Origin of the sequence: Serratia sp. J2 (genome assembly GCF_046269175.1) — a bacterium.
Taxonomy (GTDB): Bacteria; Pseudomonadota; Gammaproteobacteria; order Enterobacterales; family Enterobacteriaceae; genus Chania; species Chania fonticola_C.
Genome location: NZ_JBKABN010000005.1, coordinates 194,098 through 215,763 on the forward strand (window position 1 = coordinate 194,098; position 21,666 = coordinate 215,763).

The 21,666-nt window shown below is 55.7% G+C and carries 17 protein-coding genes; 8 read left to right on the top strand and 9 right to left on the bottom strand.

Annotated features, from left to right (window positions below; all coding sequences use genetic code 11):
- The first annotated feature begins 25 nt into the window (after positions 1–25).
- Positions 26–571 carry an inosine/xanthosine triphosphatase gene (gene yjjX / locus ACKWMY_RS07705; protein WP_024527224.1) on the top strand — a complete coding sequence of 182 codons (546 nt, stop codon included), beginning with the start codon at positions 26–28 and terminating at the stop codon, positions 569–571.
- 19 nt (positions 572–590) lie between these two features.
- Here yjjX and trpR read toward each other — a convergent pair whose 3' ends face one another.
- Positions 591–911, bottom strand: a complete 321-nt coding sequence (trpR, locus tag ACKWMY_RS07710; protein WP_029710775.1) for a trp operon repressor — start codon at positions 909–911, stop codon at positions 591–593.
- Positions 912–1,181: 270 nt separating this feature from the next.
- A complete protein-coding gene (gene sltY, locus ACKWMY_RS07715) occupies positions 1,182–3,101 on the bottom strand; it encodes a murein transglycosylase (RefSeq protein WP_024527225.1) in 1,920 nt (639 codons plus the stop codon).
- A 649-nt stretch (positions 3,102–3,750) separates the two neighbouring features.
- On the opposite strand from sltY, the gene ACKWMY_RS07720 reads away from it, so the two are divergent.
- The 5 genes from ACKWMY_RS07720 (at position 3,751) to ettA (ending at position 10,950) form a co-directional block, all read left to right on the top strand.
- Positions 3,751–6,480, top strand: a complete 2,730-nt coding sequence (locus tag ACKWMY_RS07720; protein ID WP_409486127.1) for a cation-transporting P-type ATPase — start codon at positions 3,751–3,753, stop codon at positions 6,478–6,480.
- 274 nt (positions 6,481–6,754) lie between these two features.
- Complete coding sequence (locus ACKWMY_RS07725; protein WP_024527227.1) at positions 6,755–7,357, top strand: YfiR family protein; 603 nt, start codon at positions 6,755–6,757, stop codon at positions 7,355–7,357.
- On the top strand, positions 7,354–8,601 hold the full coding sequence (locus ACKWMY_RS07730; RefSeq protein WP_024527228.1) for a diguanylate cyclase domain-containing protein: 1,248 nt from the start codon (positions 7,354–7,356) through the stop codon (positions 8,599–8,601). The genes ACKWMY_RS07725 and ACKWMY_RS07730 overlap by 4 nt, the downstream gene beginning before the upstream one ends.
- Positions 8,602–8,642: 41 nt before the next feature.
- A complete protein-coding gene (locus ACKWMY_RS07735) occupies positions 8,643–9,140 on the top strand; it encodes an OmpA family protein (RefSeq protein WP_024527229.1) in 498 nt (165 codons plus the stop codon).
- A 142-nt stretch (positions 9,141–9,282) separates the two neighbouring features.
- The gene (gene ettA, locus ACKWMY_RS07740; protein ID WP_021179229.1) at positions 9,283–10,950 is read left to right on the top strand and encodes an energy-dependent translational throttle protein EttA; all 1,668 of its coding nucleotides are present in this window, start codon (positions 9,283–9,285) and stop codon (positions 10,948–10,950) included.
- 50 nt (positions 10,951–11,000) lie between these two features.
- On the opposite strand, the gene ACKWMY_RS07745 is transcribed toward ettA, so the two are convergent.
- The gene (locus tag ACKWMY_RS07745; protein WP_409486128.1) at positions 11,001–11,909 is read right to left on the bottom strand and encodes a LysR family transcriptional regulator; all 909 of its coding nucleotides are present in this window, start codon (positions 11,907–11,909) and stop codon (positions 11,001–11,003) included.
- Between the two features lie 100 nt (positions 11,910–12,009).
- On the opposite strand from ACKWMY_RS07745, the gene ACKWMY_RS07750 reads away from it, so the two are divergent.
- Positions 12,010–13,011 (top strand): zinc-binding alcohol dehydrogenase family protein, encoded by a 1,002-nt coding sequence (locus tag ACKWMY_RS07750; RefSeq protein WP_409486129.1) that lies wholly within the window; start codon positions 12,010–12,012, stop codon positions 13,009–13,011.
- Between the two features lie 360 nt (positions 13,012–13,371).
- On the opposite strand, the gene nadR is transcribed toward ACKWMY_RS07750, so the two are convergent.
- Genes nadR through serB form a run of 3 tightly spaced genes read right to left on the bottom strand, consistent with a single transcriptional unit; the run spans position 13,372 to position 17,049 of the window.
- Positions 13,372–14,622, bottom strand: coding sequence for a multifunctional transcriptional regulator/nicotinamide-nucleotide adenylyltransferase/ribosylnicotinamide kinase NadR (gene nadR / locus ACKWMY_RS07755; protein ID WP_074028452.1), 1,251 nt, complete (start codon positions 14,620–14,622; stop codon positions 13,372–13,374).
- A 57-nt stretch (positions 14,623–14,679) separates the two neighbouring features.
- Positions 14,680–16,068 carry a DNA repair protein RadA gene (gene radA / locus ACKWMY_RS07760; RefSeq protein WP_021808023.1) on the bottom strand — a complete coding sequence of 463 codons (1,389 nt, stop codon included), beginning with the start codon at positions 16,066–16,068 and terminating at the stop codon, positions 14,680–14,682.
- A 3-nt stretch (positions 16,069–16,071) separates the two neighbouring features.
- Entirely contained in the window at positions 16,072–17,049 is a 978-nt protein-coding gene (gene serB, locus ACKWMY_RS07765) for a phosphoserine phosphatase (protein ID WP_021808022.1), read from the bottom strand.
- A 200-nt stretch (positions 17,050–17,249) separates the two neighbouring features.
- On the opposite strand from serB, the gene ACKWMY_RS07770 reads away from it, so the two are divergent.
- A complete protein-coding gene (locus ACKWMY_RS07770) occupies positions 17,250–17,936 on the top strand; it encodes a YtjB family periplasmic protein (protein WP_074028450.1) in 687 nt (228 codons plus the stop codon).
- Between the two features lie 243 nt (positions 17,937–18,179).
- Here ACKWMY_RS07770 and deoD read toward each other — a convergent pair whose 3' ends face one another.
- The 3 genes from deoD to deoA form a co-directional block, all read right to left on the bottom strand.
- A complete protein-coding gene (gene deoD, locus ACKWMY_RS07775; protein ID WP_021179222.1) occupies positions 18,180–18,911 on the bottom strand; it encodes a purine-nucleoside phosphorylase in 732 nt (243 codons plus the stop codon).
- Between the two features lie 66 nt (positions 18,912–18,977).
- A complete protein-coding gene (deoB, locus tag ACKWMY_RS07780) occupies positions 18,978–20,201 on the bottom strand; it encodes a phosphopentomutase (protein WP_024527234.1) in 1,224 nt (407 codons plus the stop codon).
- A gap of 74 nt (positions 20,202–20,275) precedes the next feature.
- Positions 20,276–21,598, bottom strand: coding sequence for a thymidine phosphorylase (gene deoA, locus ACKWMY_RS07785; protein WP_024527235.1), 1,323 nt, complete (start codon positions 21,596–21,598; stop codon positions 20,276–20,278).
- Positions 21,599–21,666: the final 68 nt, after the last annotated feature.

Here is a 21,666-nt window from a genome sequence, read left to right on the forward strand (position 1 = left end):
CCACTTTAAGGAAGCTAAAGCCGTTATGTATCATGTTATCGCTGCAACTACCAACCCGGCAAAGATCAGGGCTATTCAACTGGCTTTTGAAGATACCTTTGGCGCAGACCAATGCCGCATAGAATCGGTTGACGTCGCCAGCGGCGTTTCACTGCAACCCATTGGCAATACCGAAACCCGTACCGGCGCACGCCAACGCGTGATGGAAGCGCGGCAGGTGCGGCCAGAAGCCGACTTTTGGGTCGGAGTAGAAGCCGGGATCGAAGAAAATATGACGTTCGCCTGGATGACGGTAGAGAACCCAACGACCCGTGGCGAATCGCGTTCTGCCAGCCTGATGCTGCCAGAATCAATTTTACAGGGTATTCGAGCTGGTCGCGAGTTAGGCGATGAAATGGCCTTGATCACCGGCAATAGCGAAGTCAAACGTCAGGGGGGAGCGATCGGTATCTTTACCGACGGTCGGCTGAGCCGCACCAGCGTTTACCATCAGGCACTGCTGCTGGCGCTGGTGCCGTTTCACAATCCGATTTACCGCAGCCACAACAGCAATAATACGCCGCAGCAATAAGCCACCAGGGGTGATGGCTTCACCCCAGTAATTGCTGTTCCAACCACTGTTTCAGCGCTGGCGTCGCCATCTTCAGGCTGTTTGACCCTCTGGTGATGGTTGCGATACCGGCCCCGAGCTCATTCTTCAGCTCGCGCTGGCTCATTTCGCCACGCATCAGTTCCTGAATAATCCGCACCCGTGTCCCTAGCGCAGTACGCTCATCCGGCGTCAGCAGCAGTTGCATCAACGGTTGGTGTAAATCCTGATCGAACGAGCTCTGCAGCAGTGCGACAAAGCGCAGCCAATCTTCATTGCCTTGTTCTGAAAGAGCGGGGTCGTTTAGCGATAATTGCGTCATGCCAGCCACCATACTATTTAACTAGTACAGCAGCATAGCATAGACCAGGTAGCCGTCAAAATGCCGCTGACGTTAAGCTAAATAGCTGCATGTATTGGTGCGACAGGTGGGGGCCATGCAGAACGCCGACACGCCGTAAACTCATCCCTGAGGGCTCGAATCGCGCATCCTTGCGCTCAACGGTCGGCTAATCTGCATGGCCCCCACCTGCCTCTGACTTTCGTGGTGCGGTATTAAACACCGTTATTTAGGTAACTATCTTATCGAGAATTAGTAGCGTCTTTGCCACTCGGCATCCGTCAATACCTTCGCTGGTCGATGCATGAAGTAACGATAAAATGCGTCATAGGCCAACACGTTCTTCACGTAAGAACGGGTTTCCGAGAACGGAATGCTTTCCACAAACGCCACGGCATCCACCCGGCCATCGGTATTGCCTAACCAGGTATTCACCCGTGATGGACCAGCGTTATAGGCCGCAGACGCAAGAATACGGTTACGACCAAATTGCTGATACACCGACTCCAGATAGCTGGTGCCAATGGTGATATTGGTTTGCGGATCAAAAAGTTGGCTCGGACTGCTGTAGCCTGGGATGCCGAACAGATCCACCGTATGTTTCGCGGTGCGCGGCATGACCTGCATCAAACCTGCGGCCCCGACCGGCGACTGCGCTTTCGGGTTCCAGGCGCTCTCCTGGCGGGCTATCGCCATGGCATAGCTCGGCGTAATGCCTTTATCTTCGGTAGCACGGCGGAACTCCTGCGGCCAAGCCATCGGGAAACGTTCTTCGAGATGATCCCACAGTTTGCCAACAATGGTCGCCTGTACGCTCAGATCGGCCCATTTCTGCTCAAAGGCATAGCGGGCCAGCGCTTCCTGCTCCGGGCGGCTACGGCTGGCGACGAATGAGCTCCACTCACTGCGCGCCAGGTTATCCATATTCCAGTACATCAGTTCACGCACCCGGGCAATCTCCGGGCCACTCACCAGATCGGCGCGCGGTTTTGCCGCCACGGCGACCATTACCGGATAAGGCACCTGCAGTTTTTGTGCAGCCACCATCGGGTAGAAGCCGCGTTCGTTCATCAGGCTACGCAGTATCGCTTCACCTTCGCTGCGTTTACCTTCATCGATCATTACACTGCCACGCCAGTAGCGCCATTCATCCTTGTTACGCGATTCTTCAGGCAAGCGTGCCAGCCAGGTTTTCAGCCCCTGACGATCGCCAACGCCCAGCGCCATACGCACGCGACGCTCCAGCAAGGCTGGCTGTTGGCTGCGCAGGATCACCTGATCGCGCCATTGGGTCTGCTCAAAAGTGGCATCATTGCCCATCAACCGCCAGGCCACCTCTTCCTCCATTGCCAACTTCTCGCTCTCGCTCATTTTCTGCAGGCGGGCCAGCGTTGGGATCATGGCTCGAGCATTTTCTACGTCCTGACGGGCAAGACGAGCGAATACGATGGTGGTAGCCGAACGGGTAAAGTCTGTCGGGCCAACGCTACGGGCAAAGGCTTCCAGCGTGGCAGGATCGTTTTGCAACCGTACCAGCGCATCTCCCATGGTCTGATAATCGCTGGGCAGTTGGCGGTACAGGTAATTCACCAGGCTGCTGTTGCCCTCTTTCAGCGCCAGCTTCATCCGCGCCAGCGTGTTCAACGGCGTTTGCTTACCGGCAGCCTGCCAGACGCTGAACAGCTTATCGCAGGAACCCGGCAAGGTTTTACCGCTCATCCAGATATCATCGGCACCGGCCCAGGCCGCCTGCTGATCGCCAGTGGCCCACTTGGCGTAATAAAAATTACAGCGCGCCGCAACAGGTTTAGGCTCTTGTGGGCTGAAGGACAGCAGGGTAGTCCAGTCTTGACGGCTCGCCAGTTCGTTCACGAAACGGGCAGAAAGCGATTTTGCAGGTGGCAACGTAGGATGCAACCGCAAAAACTGCTGGACCTGAGCCGCGCTGGCCGTACTGAGATCCTGCGTCAACTGGCGATATTCCAGATAAGGGTACAGGGGGTAATCCTGCAGCGTTGGCATCAACTGCGCCACCACGTCCATCTGTTTACTGTCCCAGGCCTGCTTGATTTGCAGATAACGCTGGCGTTCACCGTCCAGGGAGTCTGCCAATGTTGCACCAGAAAATGCCGTCAGGCACAGCCCTACAGCCCACAACCGCCATTTGTCCACCTTGACCATACTTACTCTTTCCTCGCTGGGTTAGCTTGCCAGAACCGATCCACCCCGCTGCCGCGCCGCGTCAGCAGCCAACGGGCCAGTGGATCCTGCTCTGCGAGTGTCTCACGCCCCACCGTGGGAAGCCACGCCGGGAACAAAACTGTGCCGCCACCATGGGTTGGCATCAGGTATTAATCATAGACAGCAAAAACGTGTATCCATTCATTACTTTATAACAAGTTTATCAGCGTAGATGAAAACCACGCTGTCAGACTATCGCGTCAGGCAGCACAGCAAGACGACGTTTTGAAAAATCATGGGATTATGGGAAATTTTTTCATCACACAATAACGCCAGTGTTCTATAGTTTTCTATGCAGACACGAGTTTTTCTATACAAAAAATGACGTTACAGAGACATTAATAGAGAAACATTTGCTCACCGATTAAAACAATTCCTATTACTTTGTTTTTATTATCTCAGATCAAAAACTCAAGTTTGCGATTATTTACTATCACGCGGCAGATAATTGGCCATCCACTAACTGAAATTATTACCATTCACGTCTGTGTGACAGAAAACAATGGAATATCAACCCGGCAAAAGGGCTGCCGACACAGATGGGGACTTAGATTCGAACGACTTTAAGGAGAGGCACTCCATGCCAAAACATTCCCCCACTGCATACCAAGAGCCGCCCAAGCCGGAAAAAGCCTGGTATCAATATGATATTGAACAAACGCTTCAGCATTTGAACGGCCAGCAACAAGGCCTGAGCGAGCAGGAAGCCGCCGAGCGGCTGAAGAAGTTTGGTCCCAACGCCCTGCCGGAGCAGGCAGGCAAAAGCGCCTTTATGCGCTTTATTGCCCACTTTAACGATGTGCTGATTTATATTTTGCTGGCCGCCGCCTTCCTCAAAGGCATTATGGGACATTGGATCGATACGGTGGTTATTCTTTGCGTTGCCGTGATCAATGCCCTTATCGGATTTGTGCAGGAAAACAGCGCAGAGAAATCGCTGAAAGGCATTAAGAATATGCTTTCCAGCCAAGCTATTGTGGTGCGTGACGGAATTAACCACACCGTGAATGCGGAAGATTTGGTCCCGGGAGATATCGTATTATTGCGCCCTGGCGATAAAATTCCCGCCGACCTGCGGTTACTGGAATCTCACAACCTTCAGGTTGAAGAGGCCATCTTGACCGGCGAATCCACCGTGGTCTCGAAACAAACCGACGCTATCCCTGATGAAGTGATGATTGGCGATCGCACCAACCTGTTGTTCTCCGGCACCACCATCAGCGCCGGGAATGCCAAGGGCGTGGTTATCGCGACTGGCGGCTATACCGAACTCGGCCACATCAGCGAGATGATCTCGACCGTTAAAACCCAGCGTACCCCGTTACTGCAACAGATGGATCGCCTAGGCAAAAACATCTTCATCCTGATCCTGGTGATGATGGTGCTGCTGTTCGTGTTTGCCTTCACGATGCGTGATATGCCACTCGGTGAGCTGCTGGTGGCGCTGATCAGCCTGGCGGTGGCCTCGGTACCCGAAGGTCTGCCTGCCATTATTTCCATTATCCTGTCTCTGGGCGTGCAGTCGATGGCACGTAACCGCGCGATTATCCGCAAACTGCCTACGGTAGAAACCTTGGGCTCGATGACGGTGATCTGCTCGGACAAGACCGGCACGCTGACCATGAACGAAATGACGGCAAAAAACGTCATCATGGCCGACCATGCCTACCGCGTGGAAGGGGAAAGCTATGAACCGGTTGGCGGCATTTTCTTTGCCGACAGTAACAAACCGGCGCAAGTTCAAGATATCCCACCGTTAGCGCAGTTCATTACCGCGATCACCCTGTGTAACGACAGCCAGGTAAAGCAGGATGGCAGCGGCCGCTGGGCGATCACAGGTAGCCCGACGGAAGGCGCACTGAAAGTGCTGGCGATGAAAGCCGGATTGGAGATAGGTGAGGCTCGGCAACTGGCTAAAATCCCGTTCGACTCCAGTTACAAATATATGGCCGTGCGTAGCCAGGTAGCAGGCAAGAATCAGGTGTTCCTTACCGGCGCACCAGACGTACTGTTCGCACTGTGCGAATTCGAACTGACCGATTCTGGTATCAAGCCCTTCCGCCGCGGCTACTGGGAAACGGAGATGTCGCGCTTTGCCGAGCAAGGTTTACGTATGGTGGCCGCCGCCAGTAAAACCACGCCAGATGGCGAAGTGGCGCTGGATCACGGTGATATTCGCCAGCAGATGGTGTTTATCGGCATCGCTGGCGTGATGGACCCACCGCGCCCTGAAGCGGTCGCCGCCATCGCCGAATGCCAGCAAGCGGGGATCCGCGTGAAGATGATCACCGGCGATCACCAAAAAACGGCCATGGCCATCGGGGCTATGCTGGGTATTGGTAACAGCCAGGATTCTATCACCGGTTCCCAACTGGAACATATGGATGACCAGGCGTTGGCAGAAGCCGCCGTGCGTTACGATATCTTTGCCCGTACCAGCCCGGAACATAAGCTGCGTCTGGTAAAAGCGCTGCAGGATAAAGGTGGCGTAGTGGGGATGACCGGCGACGGCGTCAACGATGCGCCAGCGTTGAAACAGGCTGACGTGGGTATCGCCATGGGGATCAAAGGTACCGAGGTCACTAAAGAAGCCGCGGATATGGTGCTGACCGACGATAACTTCGCCACCATCGCCAGTGCGGTAAAAGAAGGCCGCCGCGTTTACGACAACCTGAAGAAAACCATCCTGTTCGTACTACCGACCAACCTGGCACAGGGCCTGCTGATCATCATCGCCATTCTGGCCGGTGCCATGCTGCCGCTAACGCCCATCCAGATCCTGTGGATGAACATGGCCACCTCCACCACCCTGTCCTTCGGCCTGGCCTATGAGCCCGCCGAAAAAGGGCTGATGCACCGTAAACCGAGGGTGCCGGGCAGCAACGTGTTGGATCTGCACGCTATCTGGCGCATCGGCTTCGTCGGTGTGCTGATCGCCATCAGCGCCTTCGCACTGGAAGCCTGGATGGCACCACGTGGCTACAGCAGCGAGCTGATCCGCACCGTGTTATTGCAAACCCTGGTCACCGCACAATGGGTTTACATGTTCAACTGCCGCACCGCAGACCGCTTCCCGCTCAACCGCCAGTTGTTCCTCAATAAGGGCCTGTGGTTGGTGAGTGGCGTACTGTTACTGCTACAGATGGCCATCATTTACCTGCCGTTTATGAACGCGCTGTTTGGTACCGCGCCGCTGCCGTTGTTCTATTGGGGAGTGACGCTGATGATAGCCATTGCTCTATTCCTGATCGTAGAAGTAGAAAAATGGGTGATTAACCGCATCAAAGCGAGCCGAAAAACGCTATTATAAGCGCGTAAGGACACGCAACTTTCACTAAAACGCCCGGCAAATCCTGCCGGGCGTTTTATAACGTTAAAAATACCTAGGAAAAATCTCATAAAACCGAGCATAAAGCGCACAACAAACGGCTCTTATAATACAATCCGCCCCCAAGACGGTCATGTTATGCTTTTTGGGTAGTGCGATTGATTGTACGTGGCAAAGTTTTACCCTTTTCGACTAGGCTCAATTATTTAGTATCAGACTGCCGTGCCATCAAGCCGGCCGTAGGCAGGAATGGCAAATGAAGATGTCGATAAAGGCCAGAAGGTTGGCTGCCAGGACACAGGGTTTATATAGCAACCCGATCCGATCGCGTCGCATGCTACCGATCCTGCTGCTGGCTATGTTGATGTTTCCCAGCTTGGCCGGGGCTGATACACAAGATCCCTACCAAAAACGTATTCATACCGTCACCACCGTGGTGGTGGGGATTATCAGCTATGCTCGCTGGCCCGCTAAACCTGATCCGATCCGCTTGTGCGTGACTGCGCCTGTCCAGTATGCAGAAGGTCTGTTCGACCCGGTATTGCTGACGGCACCGCAGCCAATCAAAACCCTGCGGATCGAGATAGATAATCCGCAGTTGGCAACTAGCTGCGATGTAGTGTATTTGGGCGACGTCAATGCCGCTCAGAAACAAGATTTTTTCCACCGCATTTCGGGTCACTCGATCCTCAGCATTAGCGAAAAGGATATGGAATGTGCTGTTGGCAGTGCCTTTTGTTTGCAAATCAGCAACGATCAGGCGGGTTTTAAAGTGAATCTGGACTCACTGGCGCGCAGTGGCGTGCGTGTTCACCCTAACGTGCTGCAATTGGCGCGTAAAAAGGGGCCGCCGCAATGAAACTGTTAGGTCACAAAGGTTCGGCTACATCTCGCCCCACGCTGGGACAAGTGCTGCAACGGATGAACCTGGGACTGGCGCTGATCGCCGTCAGCGCCGCGGGGATTTTCCTGACGTTGCTAGCGCTGTTTGCCCTGCGAGCCTACGCCAACCATAACCTGCATCTGATTGCCCGCTCGATCAGTTATACCGCTGAAGCCGCCGTGGTGTTTGAAGACCGCCCCGCCGCTCGCGAAGCATTGATGCTGATCGCTTCCAACGAAGAAGTGTCGGAGGCCAAGATCCTGGATATGCAGGGGATCGCCTTGGCCAGTTGGAGCCATCCAGCGGATAGCCCATTGCATGGGTTGGAACAGATGGTGGCCCGCTGGATCTTGCCGGAAGCGGTGGTTCTGCCCATCGCCCGTGAAGGCAAACAGATCGGCCTGGTCTGGCTGACCGGCAACGGCAGCAGCCTGCTGAAATTCTTGCTGCGCGGCATGGTGGGCATGATTGCCTGCCTGATGCTCAGTACGTTGTGCGCCCTGGTACTTTCCCGCAGAATGCTCAGAGGGATCGTGACCTCCTTGGACGATATCACCAACGTTGCCCATACGGTACGTCGCGATCGGACTTTCGAACTGCGGGTGCCTTCAGCACCGATTGCCGAGCTGCACGAGCTGAGCTGTGATTTCAACGGCCTGCTGGATGAAATCGAAGCCTGGCAACAGCACCTGCAACAAGAGAATGACGCATTAACCCACCAAGCCACTCACGATAGCCTGACCGGGTTGCCAAACCGGGCCTTCTTTGAAGCTCAGTTGGGCCGCGCGCTGTCAGAGCTCGAACCTGATGAAAAGCTGGCGGTACTGTTTATCGACGGCAATCGTTTCAAGGAGGTGAACGATAACCATGGCCATGCTGCCGGTGATACCGTCTTGATCACCATCGCAGAGCGCCTGCGTAGCAGGTTGCGCAAGCACGATCTGGTCGCCCGGATGGGGGGCGATGAATTCGCCATCCTGCTGGCGCCGCTCAAAGACACCAACGATGTGTTGCCGATTGCCGACATCATCATCGAGTGTATGCAACAGCCTATTGTGTTGCCCAACAAGGAAAGAGTGATCGCCGCACTGAGTATCGGCATCGCGTTTTACCCTGAACATGCCTCTACCACTCAGGAACTGCTCAACGAAGCGGATGACGCAATGTACCGGGCAAAACACCTATCCCACGGAGGCTGGCGGTTAGCGATGCGCAAATAGCGCCAGCACCGGGCCTCAAACAACCAAAAAGAGAAAAATCAATGTTACAGCAAAATTTTAAACGGACTTATTCCCTACTGGCGTTAGTGTTTATCACCTTGCTCACGCTGGCAGGCTGCCAGAGCAAACCACAGGGGCTGACGGCGGAACAGATCGCCTTACTGCAGGCGCAAGGGTTCAAACTGACGGATAACGGCTGGGAGTTTGGCTTTTCCGACAAGGTGCTGTTCGGTAACAACGTCGGTAAATTGAGCCCTCAAAGCACCGAGATCGTCGAGAAGATGGGCAAGGCGCTGAAGAGCGTTAACATCGTGCAATTCCGCCTGGATGGTCATACCGATAACTACGGTGAAGACAGCTACAACGACCAGCTTTCACTGCGCCGCGCCAACGCCGTGGCCGATGTCCTGGCCGGTGTCGGCATCCCGCGTGCCAATATAGAAACTCGCGGAATGGGCAAACGCCAACCGGTAGCCAGTAACGCCACCTCGAGTGGCCGCGCTGAAAACCGTCGCGTGGCGATCGTCGTCACCCCTTAAGAAACAGCAAAGTTCACCTAATGGTGAGCATTAGCGGTTATACTTGGCGATCGTCATAGGGGATCTGGGAACCGGTGCTGAAACGGGCTACACTCAGGCCGCCAGACATCCTATAAAAACTGATAGAGAGGCTCGGAGCAACGTGGCTCAATACGTCTATACCATGCACCGCGTCGGCAAAGTGGTTCCGCCGAAGCGTCATATTCTGAAAAACATTTCCCTGAGTTTCTTCCCTGGGGCCAAAATTGGCGTACTGGGCCTGAACGGTTCCGGTAAGTCTACCCTGCTGCGCATTATGGCCGGCATCGATACCGATATCGAAGGGGAAGCTCGCCCGCAGCCGGGCATCAAGATCGGCTACCTGCCGCAGGAACCGCAGCTCAATATGGAGCACAGCGTTCGCGAATCGGTTGAAGAAGCGATGGCAGAAGTGGTCGGTGCCCTCAAGCGCCTTGATGAAGTGTACGCACTGTACGCTGAAGAAGGGGCCGACTTCGACAAGCTGGCCGCTGAACAAGGCCGCCTGGAAGAGATCATTCAGGCTCACGATGGTCACAACCTCAACACCCAGCTGGAGCGCGCCGCCGATGCACTGCGCCTGCCGGAGTGGGACGCAAAAATCGCCAACCTTTCCGGTGGTGAGCGCCGCCGCGTAGCGCTGTGCCGCCTGCTGCTGGAAAAGCCAGACATGCTGCTGCTGGACGAACCGACCAACCACCTGGATGCCGAATCCGTGGCCTGGCTGGAACGCTTCCTGCACGACTTCGAAGGCACCGTGGTGGCGATCACCCACGACCGTTACTTCCTCGATAACGTGGCTGGCTGGATCCTGGAGCTGGACCGTGGCGAAGGCATTCCGTGGGAAGGTAACTACTCTTCCTGGCTGGAGCAGAAAGACGCTCGTCTGGCGCAAGAAGCCTCAACCGAAGCCGCTCGCCGCAAGTCGATCGAGAAAGAGCTGGAGTGGGTACGTCAGGGGGCCAAAGGCCGCCAGTCTAAGGGCAAAGCCCGTCTGGCACGCTTTGAAGAGCTTAACAGCACTGAATACCAGAAACGTAACGAAACCAACGAACTGTTTATCCCACCTGGCACACGCCTGGGCGATAAAGTGGTTGAAGTTAACAATCTGCGTAAATCCTACGGCGACCGCCTGCTGATCGAAGATCTCACCTTCGCGGTACCTAAGGGTGCCATCGTCGGCATCATCGGCCCGAACGGCGCGGGTAAATCCACGCTATTCCGCATGATGTCCGGCCAGGAACAGCCTGACTCCGGCAGCATCGTGCTGGGTGATACCGTCAAGCTGGCTTCGGTCGATCAGTTCCGCGACAGCATGGATAACTCCAAAACCGTATGGGAAGAAGTTTCCGGCGGCCAGGACATCATGCGCGTGGGCAACACCGAAATGCCAAGCCGTGCCTACGTTGGCCGCTTTAACTTCAAAGGCGTCGATCAGGGCAAACGCGTGGGCGAACTGTCCGGCGGTGAGCGTGGTCGTCTGCATCTGGCCAAGCTGCTGCAGGTTGGCGGCAACGTACTGCTGCTCGACGAACCAACCAACGACCTGGATATCGAAACCCTGCGCGCGTTAGAAAACGCCCTGCTGGAGTTCCCGGGCTGTGCGATGGTGATCTCGCACGACCGTTGGTTCCTTGACCGTATTGCCACCCACATTCTGGACTATCAGGATGAAGGCAAGGTGGAGTTCTTCGAAGGTAACTTTACCGAATACGAAGAGTACAAAAAGCGTACTCTGGGTGCCGATGCGCTGGAACCTCGCCGTATCAAGTACAAGAAAGTCACCAAGTAACATCCGGTTGGCTATCTATGCTCTCAAGCCCGCATTTTGCGGGCTTTTTGTTATCCCCAATCCAGTGCCTGCGCATAATCCACAAAGACCGGATGCTGGATCACCACATCGATAAAACAGGCCAGAGCCGGGGAATTAAGCTTACGGCTCGGATAAACCAGATACAGTTCATTGCCTTCGGCTTGCCACTGTGGCAACACTTCCACCAATTGCTTTTGCGCGACCACATCACGGCTGAGAAAAGCGGGCAGTAGCGTAATGCCCGCCCCCAAAATGGCACACTCGCGCGCGTATAACAGATTATCGGTGGTATGCCGCAGCGGCAATTGCCAACGGTAGTACTCTTCACCCCGGCGCAATATCCAGGCAGGCCAGGCGCGGTGAGCGATGCAAAGATGCTGCTGCAACTGCTGCGGATGCAGCAATGGCGGGTGTTGGGCCAGATAGTCCGGTGCAGCCAACAAATAACGGGGAGCATGCCCTAGACGGCGGCCAATCAACGAGGAATCCTGCGGTCTGCCGGTACGCAATGCCGCATCAAACCCCTCCTGCACCATATCCACCATGGCATCTGACACTGACACTTCCAACGAGACATCCGGATATTGGCGCTGGAAATCTGCCGCCAGACGCGGAAGCAACGTCGCCCCCAGCCCGGCAGGCGTGGAGATGCGTAGACGGCCACTGGGGTTATCGCGTAAGCGCTGCAAGGCCAGATCGGCCCGTTCGGCAGCAGAGAGCATCTCCTGGCAATGTTCAAGATAGCGCTCACCGGCAAAGGTCAAATTTAACTGCCGGGTGGTGCGGTTGAGCAAGCGCAGACCGAGCTTTTGTTCCAACTGGCTGACACGCTGGCTGACGCTGGATTTAGGCAGCCCGGCCCGTTTGGCTGCCGCAGTAAAACTGCCGCACTCTGCCACCAGCGCAAACAACGCCATATCCTGCAACTGCTTGAACATAATTGTTCACCTCAGACGAACACTTAGTTAGTTATTGTCCATCTTATCACTCTACTCCTCAGGGTCTACACTGGGACTATTCATGCGAAGGAGCACAATTATGTTAATCAAAGCCATTGCCGTCGATCCGAAAAATCCAGCCGTTTTTATCGAGATCGCTCCAGAAAAACCCGCACCGGGTCAATACGATCTGCTGGTGGAAGTGAAAGCCGTTTCCGTTAACCCGGTCGATACCAAGGTTCATGCTGGCCTGCAAAAGAATGGTTTGCAGCAGCCACGCATTCTCGGCTGGGATGCCAGCGGCGTGGTGCTCGAAGTGGGCAGCAGCGTCAGCGGGTTCAAACCCGGCGATGAGGTATGGTATGCCGGGGATATTACCCGTCCAGGCAGCAACAGCACCCATCAGCTGATTGACTCACGTATCGTGGCACATAAACCGGCCAGCCTGGACTGGGCACAAGCCGCCGCGATGCCGCTGACCGCGCTCACCGCGTGGGAAGCCCTGTTTGAACACCTGAATATTCAGCATGCGGCTGCCGGTAAAACGCTGTTGATCATCGGCGGTGCCGGTGGCGTGGGCTCGCTGGCGATCCCCCTGGCGGCACAGCGTAGCAAGGTGAAAGTCATCGCTACGGCCTCTCGCCCGGAATCAGCTGCATGGTGCCGCGAACGGGGTGCTGAACTGGTGGTGGATTACCGCGACCTGAAAGGCAACCTGGCTAAAGAAGGGATTGAGAGCGTGGATTATATCCTGTGCTTGAACGATACCGACGGCCACTGGCGAGCCATCAGCGATCTGGTCGCCCCGCTCGGCCATATCTGCACTATCGTCGAAAACAGCCAACCGCTGGATCAAAACGCGTTGAAGCTGAAAAGCGCAGCGCTGCATTGGGAATTCATGTTCACCCGCAGCATGTTCACCACGCCGGATATTGCCCAGCAAGGGGAGATCCTCAAACAGGTGGCGCAATTGCTCGATGAGGGTAAATTGACCACCACGCTGAGCGAAACGCTACAGGGGCTGACGGTGGATACATTGACCGCCGCGCATGCCAAGCTGTTGGATGGGCATATGCAAGGTAAGTTGGTGATAACTTACTAAGTTAGTGGGGTTATCGATGTGTCAGGTATCAATAACTTGCTATGGCCCCCTCACCCCAACCCTCTCCCACAGGGAGAGGGAGCTGATAGCCTCTGCTCGTTTGGAAGTGAAGAGAACATCTTGGCAAACTCGATCGCCTCCCCATCAAAGGTGAGTCACGACAATTTCAGATACACTCGATCGGTCCCCTAATCCAAGGTGAGTCACGACAATTTCAAACACACTCGATCGGTCCACTAATCCAAGGTGAGCCACGACAATTTCAAACACACTCGATCGGTTCCCTCTCCCTGTGGGAGAGGGTTAGGGTGAGGGGCACTACATCGCCACTACACCGACATTTACCCGCCTAAAACGTCCCTAAAACTTCACCAAGCGGCTGGCATCCGCCGCCAGCAGTTGCTGCACCAGCTCGACACAGCGCAAGAAGCGTTCCTCGTAATCGCTCGACTCTACGTGCGCATATTCGATGTTATTGGCGTGCAGCATCTCTTCCAATAAATACTGAAACGCCTTGCGATCGACCGGGCTACCCAAGCTGCGCAATCCGTCGGCCACCCAAGGGGTATTATTCTCCAGCAGGATCACCAGATCGAAACGGTATTCGTCGATCAACGCTTGAACGAACGGATGCTCCCGCCCTTCATACTTTTTACAGAACGCCTGCGTGGTGACAAAGTCGGTGTCGATAAACGCCACTTTATTGGCGTATTTCACCGCAAAATCCACGTACTGGGCCTGCCCAAGCGCGATCTTGTCATAATCGGAATACTGCAACGCCATCTCGTCACCCCCAAGGTGGGAGAAGACGTAGTCACGGCCATATTCCCAGGCGCTGGTGGTGTTGAAGATGTTCGCCAGCTTGTTGACCAGCGTTGACTTACCGCTGGATTCACCGCCCAGGATTGCCACCGTACGAACAAAGAACGGCTTCACTTCAGTGGGGATGTAGTCCCAATAGCGGAACGGATCCTGACGGATCTGGCTGCCGCTGATATTCATAAAGGAACGCTCAGGATCAACCAGGATGGTTTCAATCCCCAAATGTTCGCGGTAACGGGGAGCATCAAGTTCTTCGCTGGAATAGATATAGCTCGGGACGATGCCCTTTTGCTCCATAAAACTCTTCACGCCGTTGCTCCACACGTCCCAGCCGTGCGGGTAAGGTTCAATGCCCTTTTCGTCGAAAGAGTGAATATGGATATTTTTCTGGTATTTAAAGGTCTGTAACAGCCAGCGCAGGCGATCGCTGACCGTTGGCTGCTGTGACATAGAGCTGTTCTCGAACAGCAACAGATCGCGCGGCTCATCGTGGCACAGGATCACATGCAGCTCGTCAACCTGGCTACAGGCACGCTGGATCAGATAGATATGGCCGGTATGCAGCGGGTAAAATTTACCAAACACCACGCCGACTTTCTTCTCACGGCGTGGGAATTCCAGCCCCAGGAAACGGTGCAGGGCTTCCAGCTTCTGCGCGCTCGGGCTTTTGATTTTGTCGTTCAACAGCTGGCTGAGGTAGCCCTTGGTCATGCTACTGGCATCAGCTACCTGCTGTAAGGTACATCCCTGTTGCTTAATCGCTGCCTTGAGGTAATCGAACTGCCGCATAAACCCTCCCGTTTATTATGCTAAACAAAATAGCATATTCCGCGCAGCGGGCGGCAATTAATAAAACTGTTCCAGTACGTCCAGCGCATCCGCCAGCTTCTTGACGCCGAACACCTGCATATTGGCCGGTGGTTTCTTCGGCACGTTGGCATGTGGCACGATCGCCCGCTTGAAACCGTGTTTGGCCGCTTCAGAAATACGCTCCTGGCCGCTAGGCACCGGGCGGATCTCCCCTGCAAGGCCCACTTCGCCAAACACCACCAGATCGTTAGGCAATGGGCGGTCGCGCAGGCTGGAGACCAACGCCAGCAGCAACGCCAGATCGGCACTGGTTTCGCTAACCTTGACGCCGCCTACTACGTTGACAAAAACGTCTTGGTCGGACATCTGCAAGCCACCGTGACGATGCAGCACCGCCAGCAGGATCGCCAAACGATTCTGTTCCAGGCCTACGGCAACGCGGCGTGGGTTAGACATCATCGAGTGATCGACCAGCGCCTGGATCTCAACCAGTAGCGGCCGGGTGCCTTCCCAAACCACCATCACCGAACTACCGGAAGTCACTTCATCACCCCGGCTGAGGAAGATTGCGGAAGGGTTACTCACCTCACGCAACCCCTGCTCGGTCATGGCAAATACTCCCAGCTCGTTGACCGCACCAAAACGGTTTTTATGGCTGCGCAGCGTACGGAACCGGGAATCGGCATCACCATCCAGCAACACGGAACAGTCGATACAGTGTTCGAGGACTTTCGGCCCGGCCAGTGAGCCATCTTTGGTGACGTGGCCAACCATTACGATCGCCACGCCGCGAGTTTTGGCAAAGCGGGTGAGATAGGCCGCCGTTTCGCGCACCTGTGCCACGCTGCCTGGCGATGACTGGATATCCGCCATATGCATGACCTGGATCGAGTCGATCACCATCAGCCGCGGCTGCTCCTGCTCGGCGATCAGGCAGATCTGCTCGATGCTGGTTTCCGACAGCATGTTCAGGCCGCCAGTGGGCAATCCAAGACGATGGGCACGCATCGCGACCTGTTGCAGCGACTCTTCACCTGTGACGTACAGGGTTTTCATCTGCTCGGCGAGTTTGCACAGCACCTGCAACAGCAGCGTACTTTTCCCCGCGCCGGGGTTGCCGCCGATCAGGATCGCACTGCCCGGCACCACACCGCCGCCCAGTACGCGGTCAAATTCCAGAAAGCCGGTAGAGAAACGCGGCAGCTCTTGCAAGCTGATGTCCGAAAGCTTCTGCACCTTGCTGATACCGGCATCGCCCGCATAGCCGCTTAAACGCTCGCTACGGGCAGCTGAGGAGGAGACTGAAGCCAGGCGCACTTCTGTAATGGTGTTCCAGGCCTGACAGGCACTGCATTGCCCCTGCCAGCGCGGATAATCAGCGCCGCATTCATTACAGACAAATGCCCGTTTTACTGCTTTTGCCACAGCTTACCTCACATCGTGTTTCAAACTTCCGCAGAGCACACAGAGCACTCCCAGTAGATCGGCATGGCGGATCGAGACCTGCGCCTTCTCATAGACCTTAGGCTTCGCGTGATAGGCAATACCCAGCCCAGCCACCTGCATCATTTTCAAATCGTTGGCACCGTCGCCGATCGCTACGGTTTGCTGCGGTGGGATCCCCAGCTTCTCTGCCAGCGCCACCAGAGTATCGGCCTTGAATTGCGCATCCACGATCGGCCCCAGCACCTCGCCGGTCAACTTACCGTCGCGGATCTCCAGCTCATTGGCTGCCACGGCCACCAGCTTGAGCTTGTCACGCAGGTACTCGGCATAATAGGTAAAGCCACCGGAGGCAATGGCGACATGCCAGTCCAGCGCCTGCAGCTTGCGTACCAGGCTGGTCAACCCAGGCATCAACGGCAATTCGTCACGCACCTGTTTGAGGATATTGGCATCGGCCCCTTTCAGCGTCCCCACGCGTTGGCGCAGGCTGGCGGTGAAATCGAGTTCGCCGCGCATCGCGCGTTCGGTCACTTCACTGACCTGCTCGCCCACTCCGGCCAACTTGGCGATTTCGTCGATGCACTCAATCTGGATCGCCGTTGAGTCCATATCCATCACCAACAGGCCCGGCTTGCGCAGGTTAGGAATTTTGCCAAGTGGCGCAACATCTAGCCCGCTTTCGTTCGCCAACAGTTTGGCGCGCGCAGTTAGCGTCCCCGCCAGGCGAACCACCTGATAATCTTCCACCGCCCAGGCCGTCACGATCACCATCGCGGCCCCCAGCTTACGCTGGAACTGAGTAATACGCTCTTTATCCAGTTCTCTGCCATATAGTAGCCAACCGGTGTGGCCCGCCCGATAATCCAGCGGCATGACTTCGTCACCGCTCAACGAAAGGGGCAACCCCGGCCATTGAGAGATCTCGGCGGGGAGATCGCAATAGGTCAGACTATTTGGCATCCTTAACTCCTGAATAACACTGCATGATAAAACGACGCATCAAGCTATCCTATCGCCATTGCTTCTGGCAACATATTACCCTATGAATCTCTAGTTGGCCGCTCTAGCGCATCCATGCGCTCGCGGTATTGGTACATCTCGGTTCCGCACAGCCAGGTGGTCAATCGTGACTCCCGGATGACCGCCCTAAAGGAAGCCTAATGGCTAAAGCTAAACTGAAATTCCGCCTGCATCGCACCGCTATTATCCTGATTTGCCTGGCGTTGTTGGTGCTGTTGATGCAAGGTGCCTCCTATTTTAGCCTGAGCCACCAAATGGCGCGATCGGAACAGGTCGAAGAATTGGCACAAACCTTGACCAAGCAGGTGGCTTTTAGCCTGACTCCGCTGATGGATGGCGATAGTGACATAGACAACCAGCAGGTTGAGCGCATTCTCACGCAGTTGACCAATCACAGTCGTATTCTGGACGCCAGCGTCTACCAGTTGGACGGCACCCTGATCGCCCATTCCGGCGAGCAGATTAGCGTGCGCGATCGCCTCGCACTGGATGGCAAACGCGCGGGCAGCTACTTTAACCACCAGCTCGTCGAGTCAATCCAGGGCAAAGATGGCCCACTGGGCTTTATCCGCGTGACGCTGGATACCCACGTGCTGGCCACCGAATCCAAACAGGTGGATAACACCACCAACCTGCTGCGCCTGATGATCCTGCTGGCGCTGGCCATCGGCATTATTCTGGCCCGTACCCTGCTGCAAGGCCGCCGCAGCCGCTGGCAGCAGTCGCCGTACCTGCTAACCGCCAACACGCCGCTGGCAGAAGGTAATACGGTAGACGATGGTGATGACGAGAAACCGGCAGAGCAGGAAGAAACGAAGAAAAGCTGATGGCATTCTGAGATTGATGCCAAAGTGGCAATATTGCTGAATTTCATGCTCGAGCGTAGAGGCGTTGCATGCTGCGCCCGTTCAGATGCCCCATGAATTGGCAACGTAGCGAGTCGGCTGGTGAATAGAATACAAAATCAGTAACAATCTGAAAAATAACAAATATTTGTATTATTTTACGGCAAAATGAATAGATTCGTGAATAGATAAAATGGGGCGCAGCGTGCTGCGCCCGCGAGGTCATTACGCTTTGTCGCCCAGCAGGACAGATTCCAGCGCGATAACGATCATCTCGTTAAAGGTGGTCTGACGCTCGGCAGCGGTGGTCTGCTCATGACGCAGGATATGGTCGGAAACGGTGCAGATGGTCAACGCCGTGCTACCGAACTCTTCATACAGCTCTGCGGCCACGCCGTAGATGCCTGCCGCTTCCATCTCTACGCCCAGGATGCCGTACTTCTTCATCACCTGGAACATATCCGGATCTGGCGTGTAGAACAGATCGGCGGAGAAAATGTTACCCACGCGTGCAGGGATGCCCTGAGCAGCCGCAGCGTCTACCGCATTACGCACCATGTCAAAATCCGCAATGGCCGCATAGTCGTGGCCTTTGAAGCGCATACGGTTAACCTGGGAATCGGTGCAAGCCCCCATGCCGATCACCACATCACGCAGTTTGACGTCATCACGCACCGCGCCACAAGAGCCGACACGGATGATTTTCTTCACGCCAAACTCGGCAATCAGTTCACGCGCATAGATAGAGCAGGATGGGATGCCCATGCCGTGGCCCATTACCGAGATTTTACGACCTTTATAAGTGCCGGTGAAACCCAACATGCCACGCACGTTGTTCACTTCCACCGCGCCTTCCAGGAAGGTTTCTGCGATGTATTTTGCCCGCAGCGGATCCCCCGGCATCAGCACTACGTCAGCGAAATCACCCATCTCAGCGTTAATATGTGGCGTTGCCATAATCACTTCCCTCAATTCATTGAAATAAAGACGCTGGCGTGAAGGCCAGCGTCATTAAAAGCGGTATTAAAGCATGGATTTGCCGTAATCCATCGGTGACACGCCAAAATAGCTGGCGACGGTCTGGCCGATGTCGGCGAAGGTTTCGCGATGCCCCAGCGAGCCTGGTTTGACTTTCGGGCCATAGACCAGAACCGGGATATGCTCACGGGTGTGGTCAGTGCCTGGCCAGGTCGGGTCGCAGCCGTGGTCAGCGGTGAAGATGATGATGTCATCCCCTTTCACCAGCTTCAGCAGCTCTGGCAGGCGGCGGTCGAACAGCTCCAGCGCGGCTGCATAACCTGCTACGTCACGGCGGTGGCCGTAGGAGGAGTCGAAATCAACAAAGTTGGTGAACACGATGGTGTTGTCACCGGCTTTTTCCATCTCGACCAAAGTGGCGTCGAACAGGGCGTCGATCCCGGTAGCTTTCACCTTCTTGGTGATCCCCACGTTGGCATAGATATCGGCAATCTTCCCGATGGAGACCACTTCGCCCCCCTTCTCATCAACCAGCTTTTTCAGCACGGTCGGAGCTGGGGGTTCCACGGCCAGATCGTGACGGTTACCGGTACGCTGGAACTCACCCGGCTTATTCCCCAGGAACGGACGGGCAATCACACGGCCGATGTTGTAGCCACCTTCGGTCAACTCTTCACGAGCGATCTCACACAGCTCGTACAGGCGATCCAGGCCGAAAGTTTCTTCATGGCAGGCAATCTGGAACACTGAGTCCGCAGAGGTGTAGAAAATCGGCTTGCCGGTTTTCATATGCTCTTCGCCCAGTTGATCCAGGATCACGGTACCGGATGAATGGCAGTTACCGAGGTAACCCGGCAGGTTGGCACGCGCCACCAGCTTGTCCAGCAGTTCCTGCGGGAAGCTGTTGTGCTCGTCAGAGAAGTAGCCCCAGTCGAACAAGACTGGCACACCGGCAATTTCCCAGTGGCCTGATGGCGTATCTTTACCGGAGGAAAGCTCGCTGGCATGGCCGTAAGCACCGATGATTTCAGCGTCTTTATCCAACCCTTCCGGGAACTTGCCGGTGGATTCTTCCGCTGCTTTGCCCAGGCCCAGACGGCTCAGGTTTGGCAGGGTCAGCGGGCCGCTACGGCCCACATTGGCTTCGCCACGTGCACAGGCAGCAGCAATATGGCCAAGGGTATCGGAGCCTTCATCGCCAAAGCTTTTGGCATCTTCACTCGCGCCAATGCCGAATGAGTCTAATACCATAATAAATGTACGTTTCATCATACTCTCCTGCGTATTCACGCTGAGGGCGACAGCGAAAAGGCCGCTGCCACTCCTGATTCTTTAGACAGAGGTTATTCGGTGATGCGTTTGTAGACCACCGGCGTGACTTCTGGCGCTTTGTCGCCCAGAACCATCGCGCTGCGTACCGCATCTGCCGCCTGCTGCCAGCTCTCTTCGTCGTTGGCATGGATCACCGCCAATGGACGCTGGGTATCGACAGTGTCGCCCAGGCGAGCCACATCGGTCAGGCCCACGCTGTAGTCGATGCTGTCGGTCGCGCGACGGCGGCCACCGCCCAGTGACACCACCGCCATACCCAGTGCACGGGTATCCATCGCGGTAATGATACCTGGTTTCTCGGCATAAACCGGCTTGGTTAACGTCGCGGCTGGCAGATAACTGTCGTAACGCTCGATAAAATCGCTTGGGCCTTTCTGTGCCGCCACCATGCGGCCAAAGATTTCCGCCGCTTTGCCGTTATCCAGCACCGCCTGCAGTTTGGCGCGCGCGTCAGCATCGTCGGTGGCCAGGCCGCCAGACAGCAGCATTTCCACGCTCAACGCCATGGTCACTTCCAGCAGACGCGGATTGCGATATTCCCCGGTCAGGAAGCGTACCGCTTCACGCACTTCAACCGCATTACCGGCGCTGGAAGCCAGCACCTGATTCATATCGGTCAGCAGCGCGGTCGTCTTGCAACCGGCTCCGTTGGCAACGCCCACAATCGCCTGCGCCAGATCGTCAGAAAGCTGGTAGGTCGGCATAAAGGCACCGCTGCCAACTTTCACGTCCATAACCAACGCATCCAACCCTTCGGCCAGTTTTTTCGCCAGAATAGAACCGGTGATCAGCGGAATGGAGTCGACGGTAGCAGTGATATCACGCGTCGCGTAGAAACGCTTGTCTGCCGGAGCCAGTGAGCTGGTCTGGCCGATAATCGCCACGCCAACGTCTTTGATGATCTTACGGAACGCGTTGTCGTCCGGGAAAATATCAAAGCCAGGGATCGCTTCCAGCTTGTCCAGCGTACCGCCGGTATGACCCAGACCACGGCCTGAAATCATTGGCACGTAGCCGCCACAGGCTGCCACCATCGGGCCAAGCATCAGCGAAGTCACATCGCCCACACCGCCGGTGGAGTGTTTATCCACAATCGGGCCGTTCAGCGACAGGCTTTTCCAGTCCAACACCGTGCCGGAATCACGCATTGCCATGGTCAGCGCCACGCGCTCTGGCATGGTCATGTCGTGGAAATAGATGGTCATCGCCAGCGCGGCAATCTGTCCTTCTGACACCACGTTATCGCGAATGCCGTTAATGAAGAAGCGGATCTCGGCTTCGCTCAACGGTTGCCCGTCACGTTTTTTACGGATTATTTCTTGTGCCAAGAACAAAGTAGCCCCCTGTTTTAGCTAAATAGAGTCATTCGATACGCCTGCGCGCTGCGTTAACGGGGCCGCTT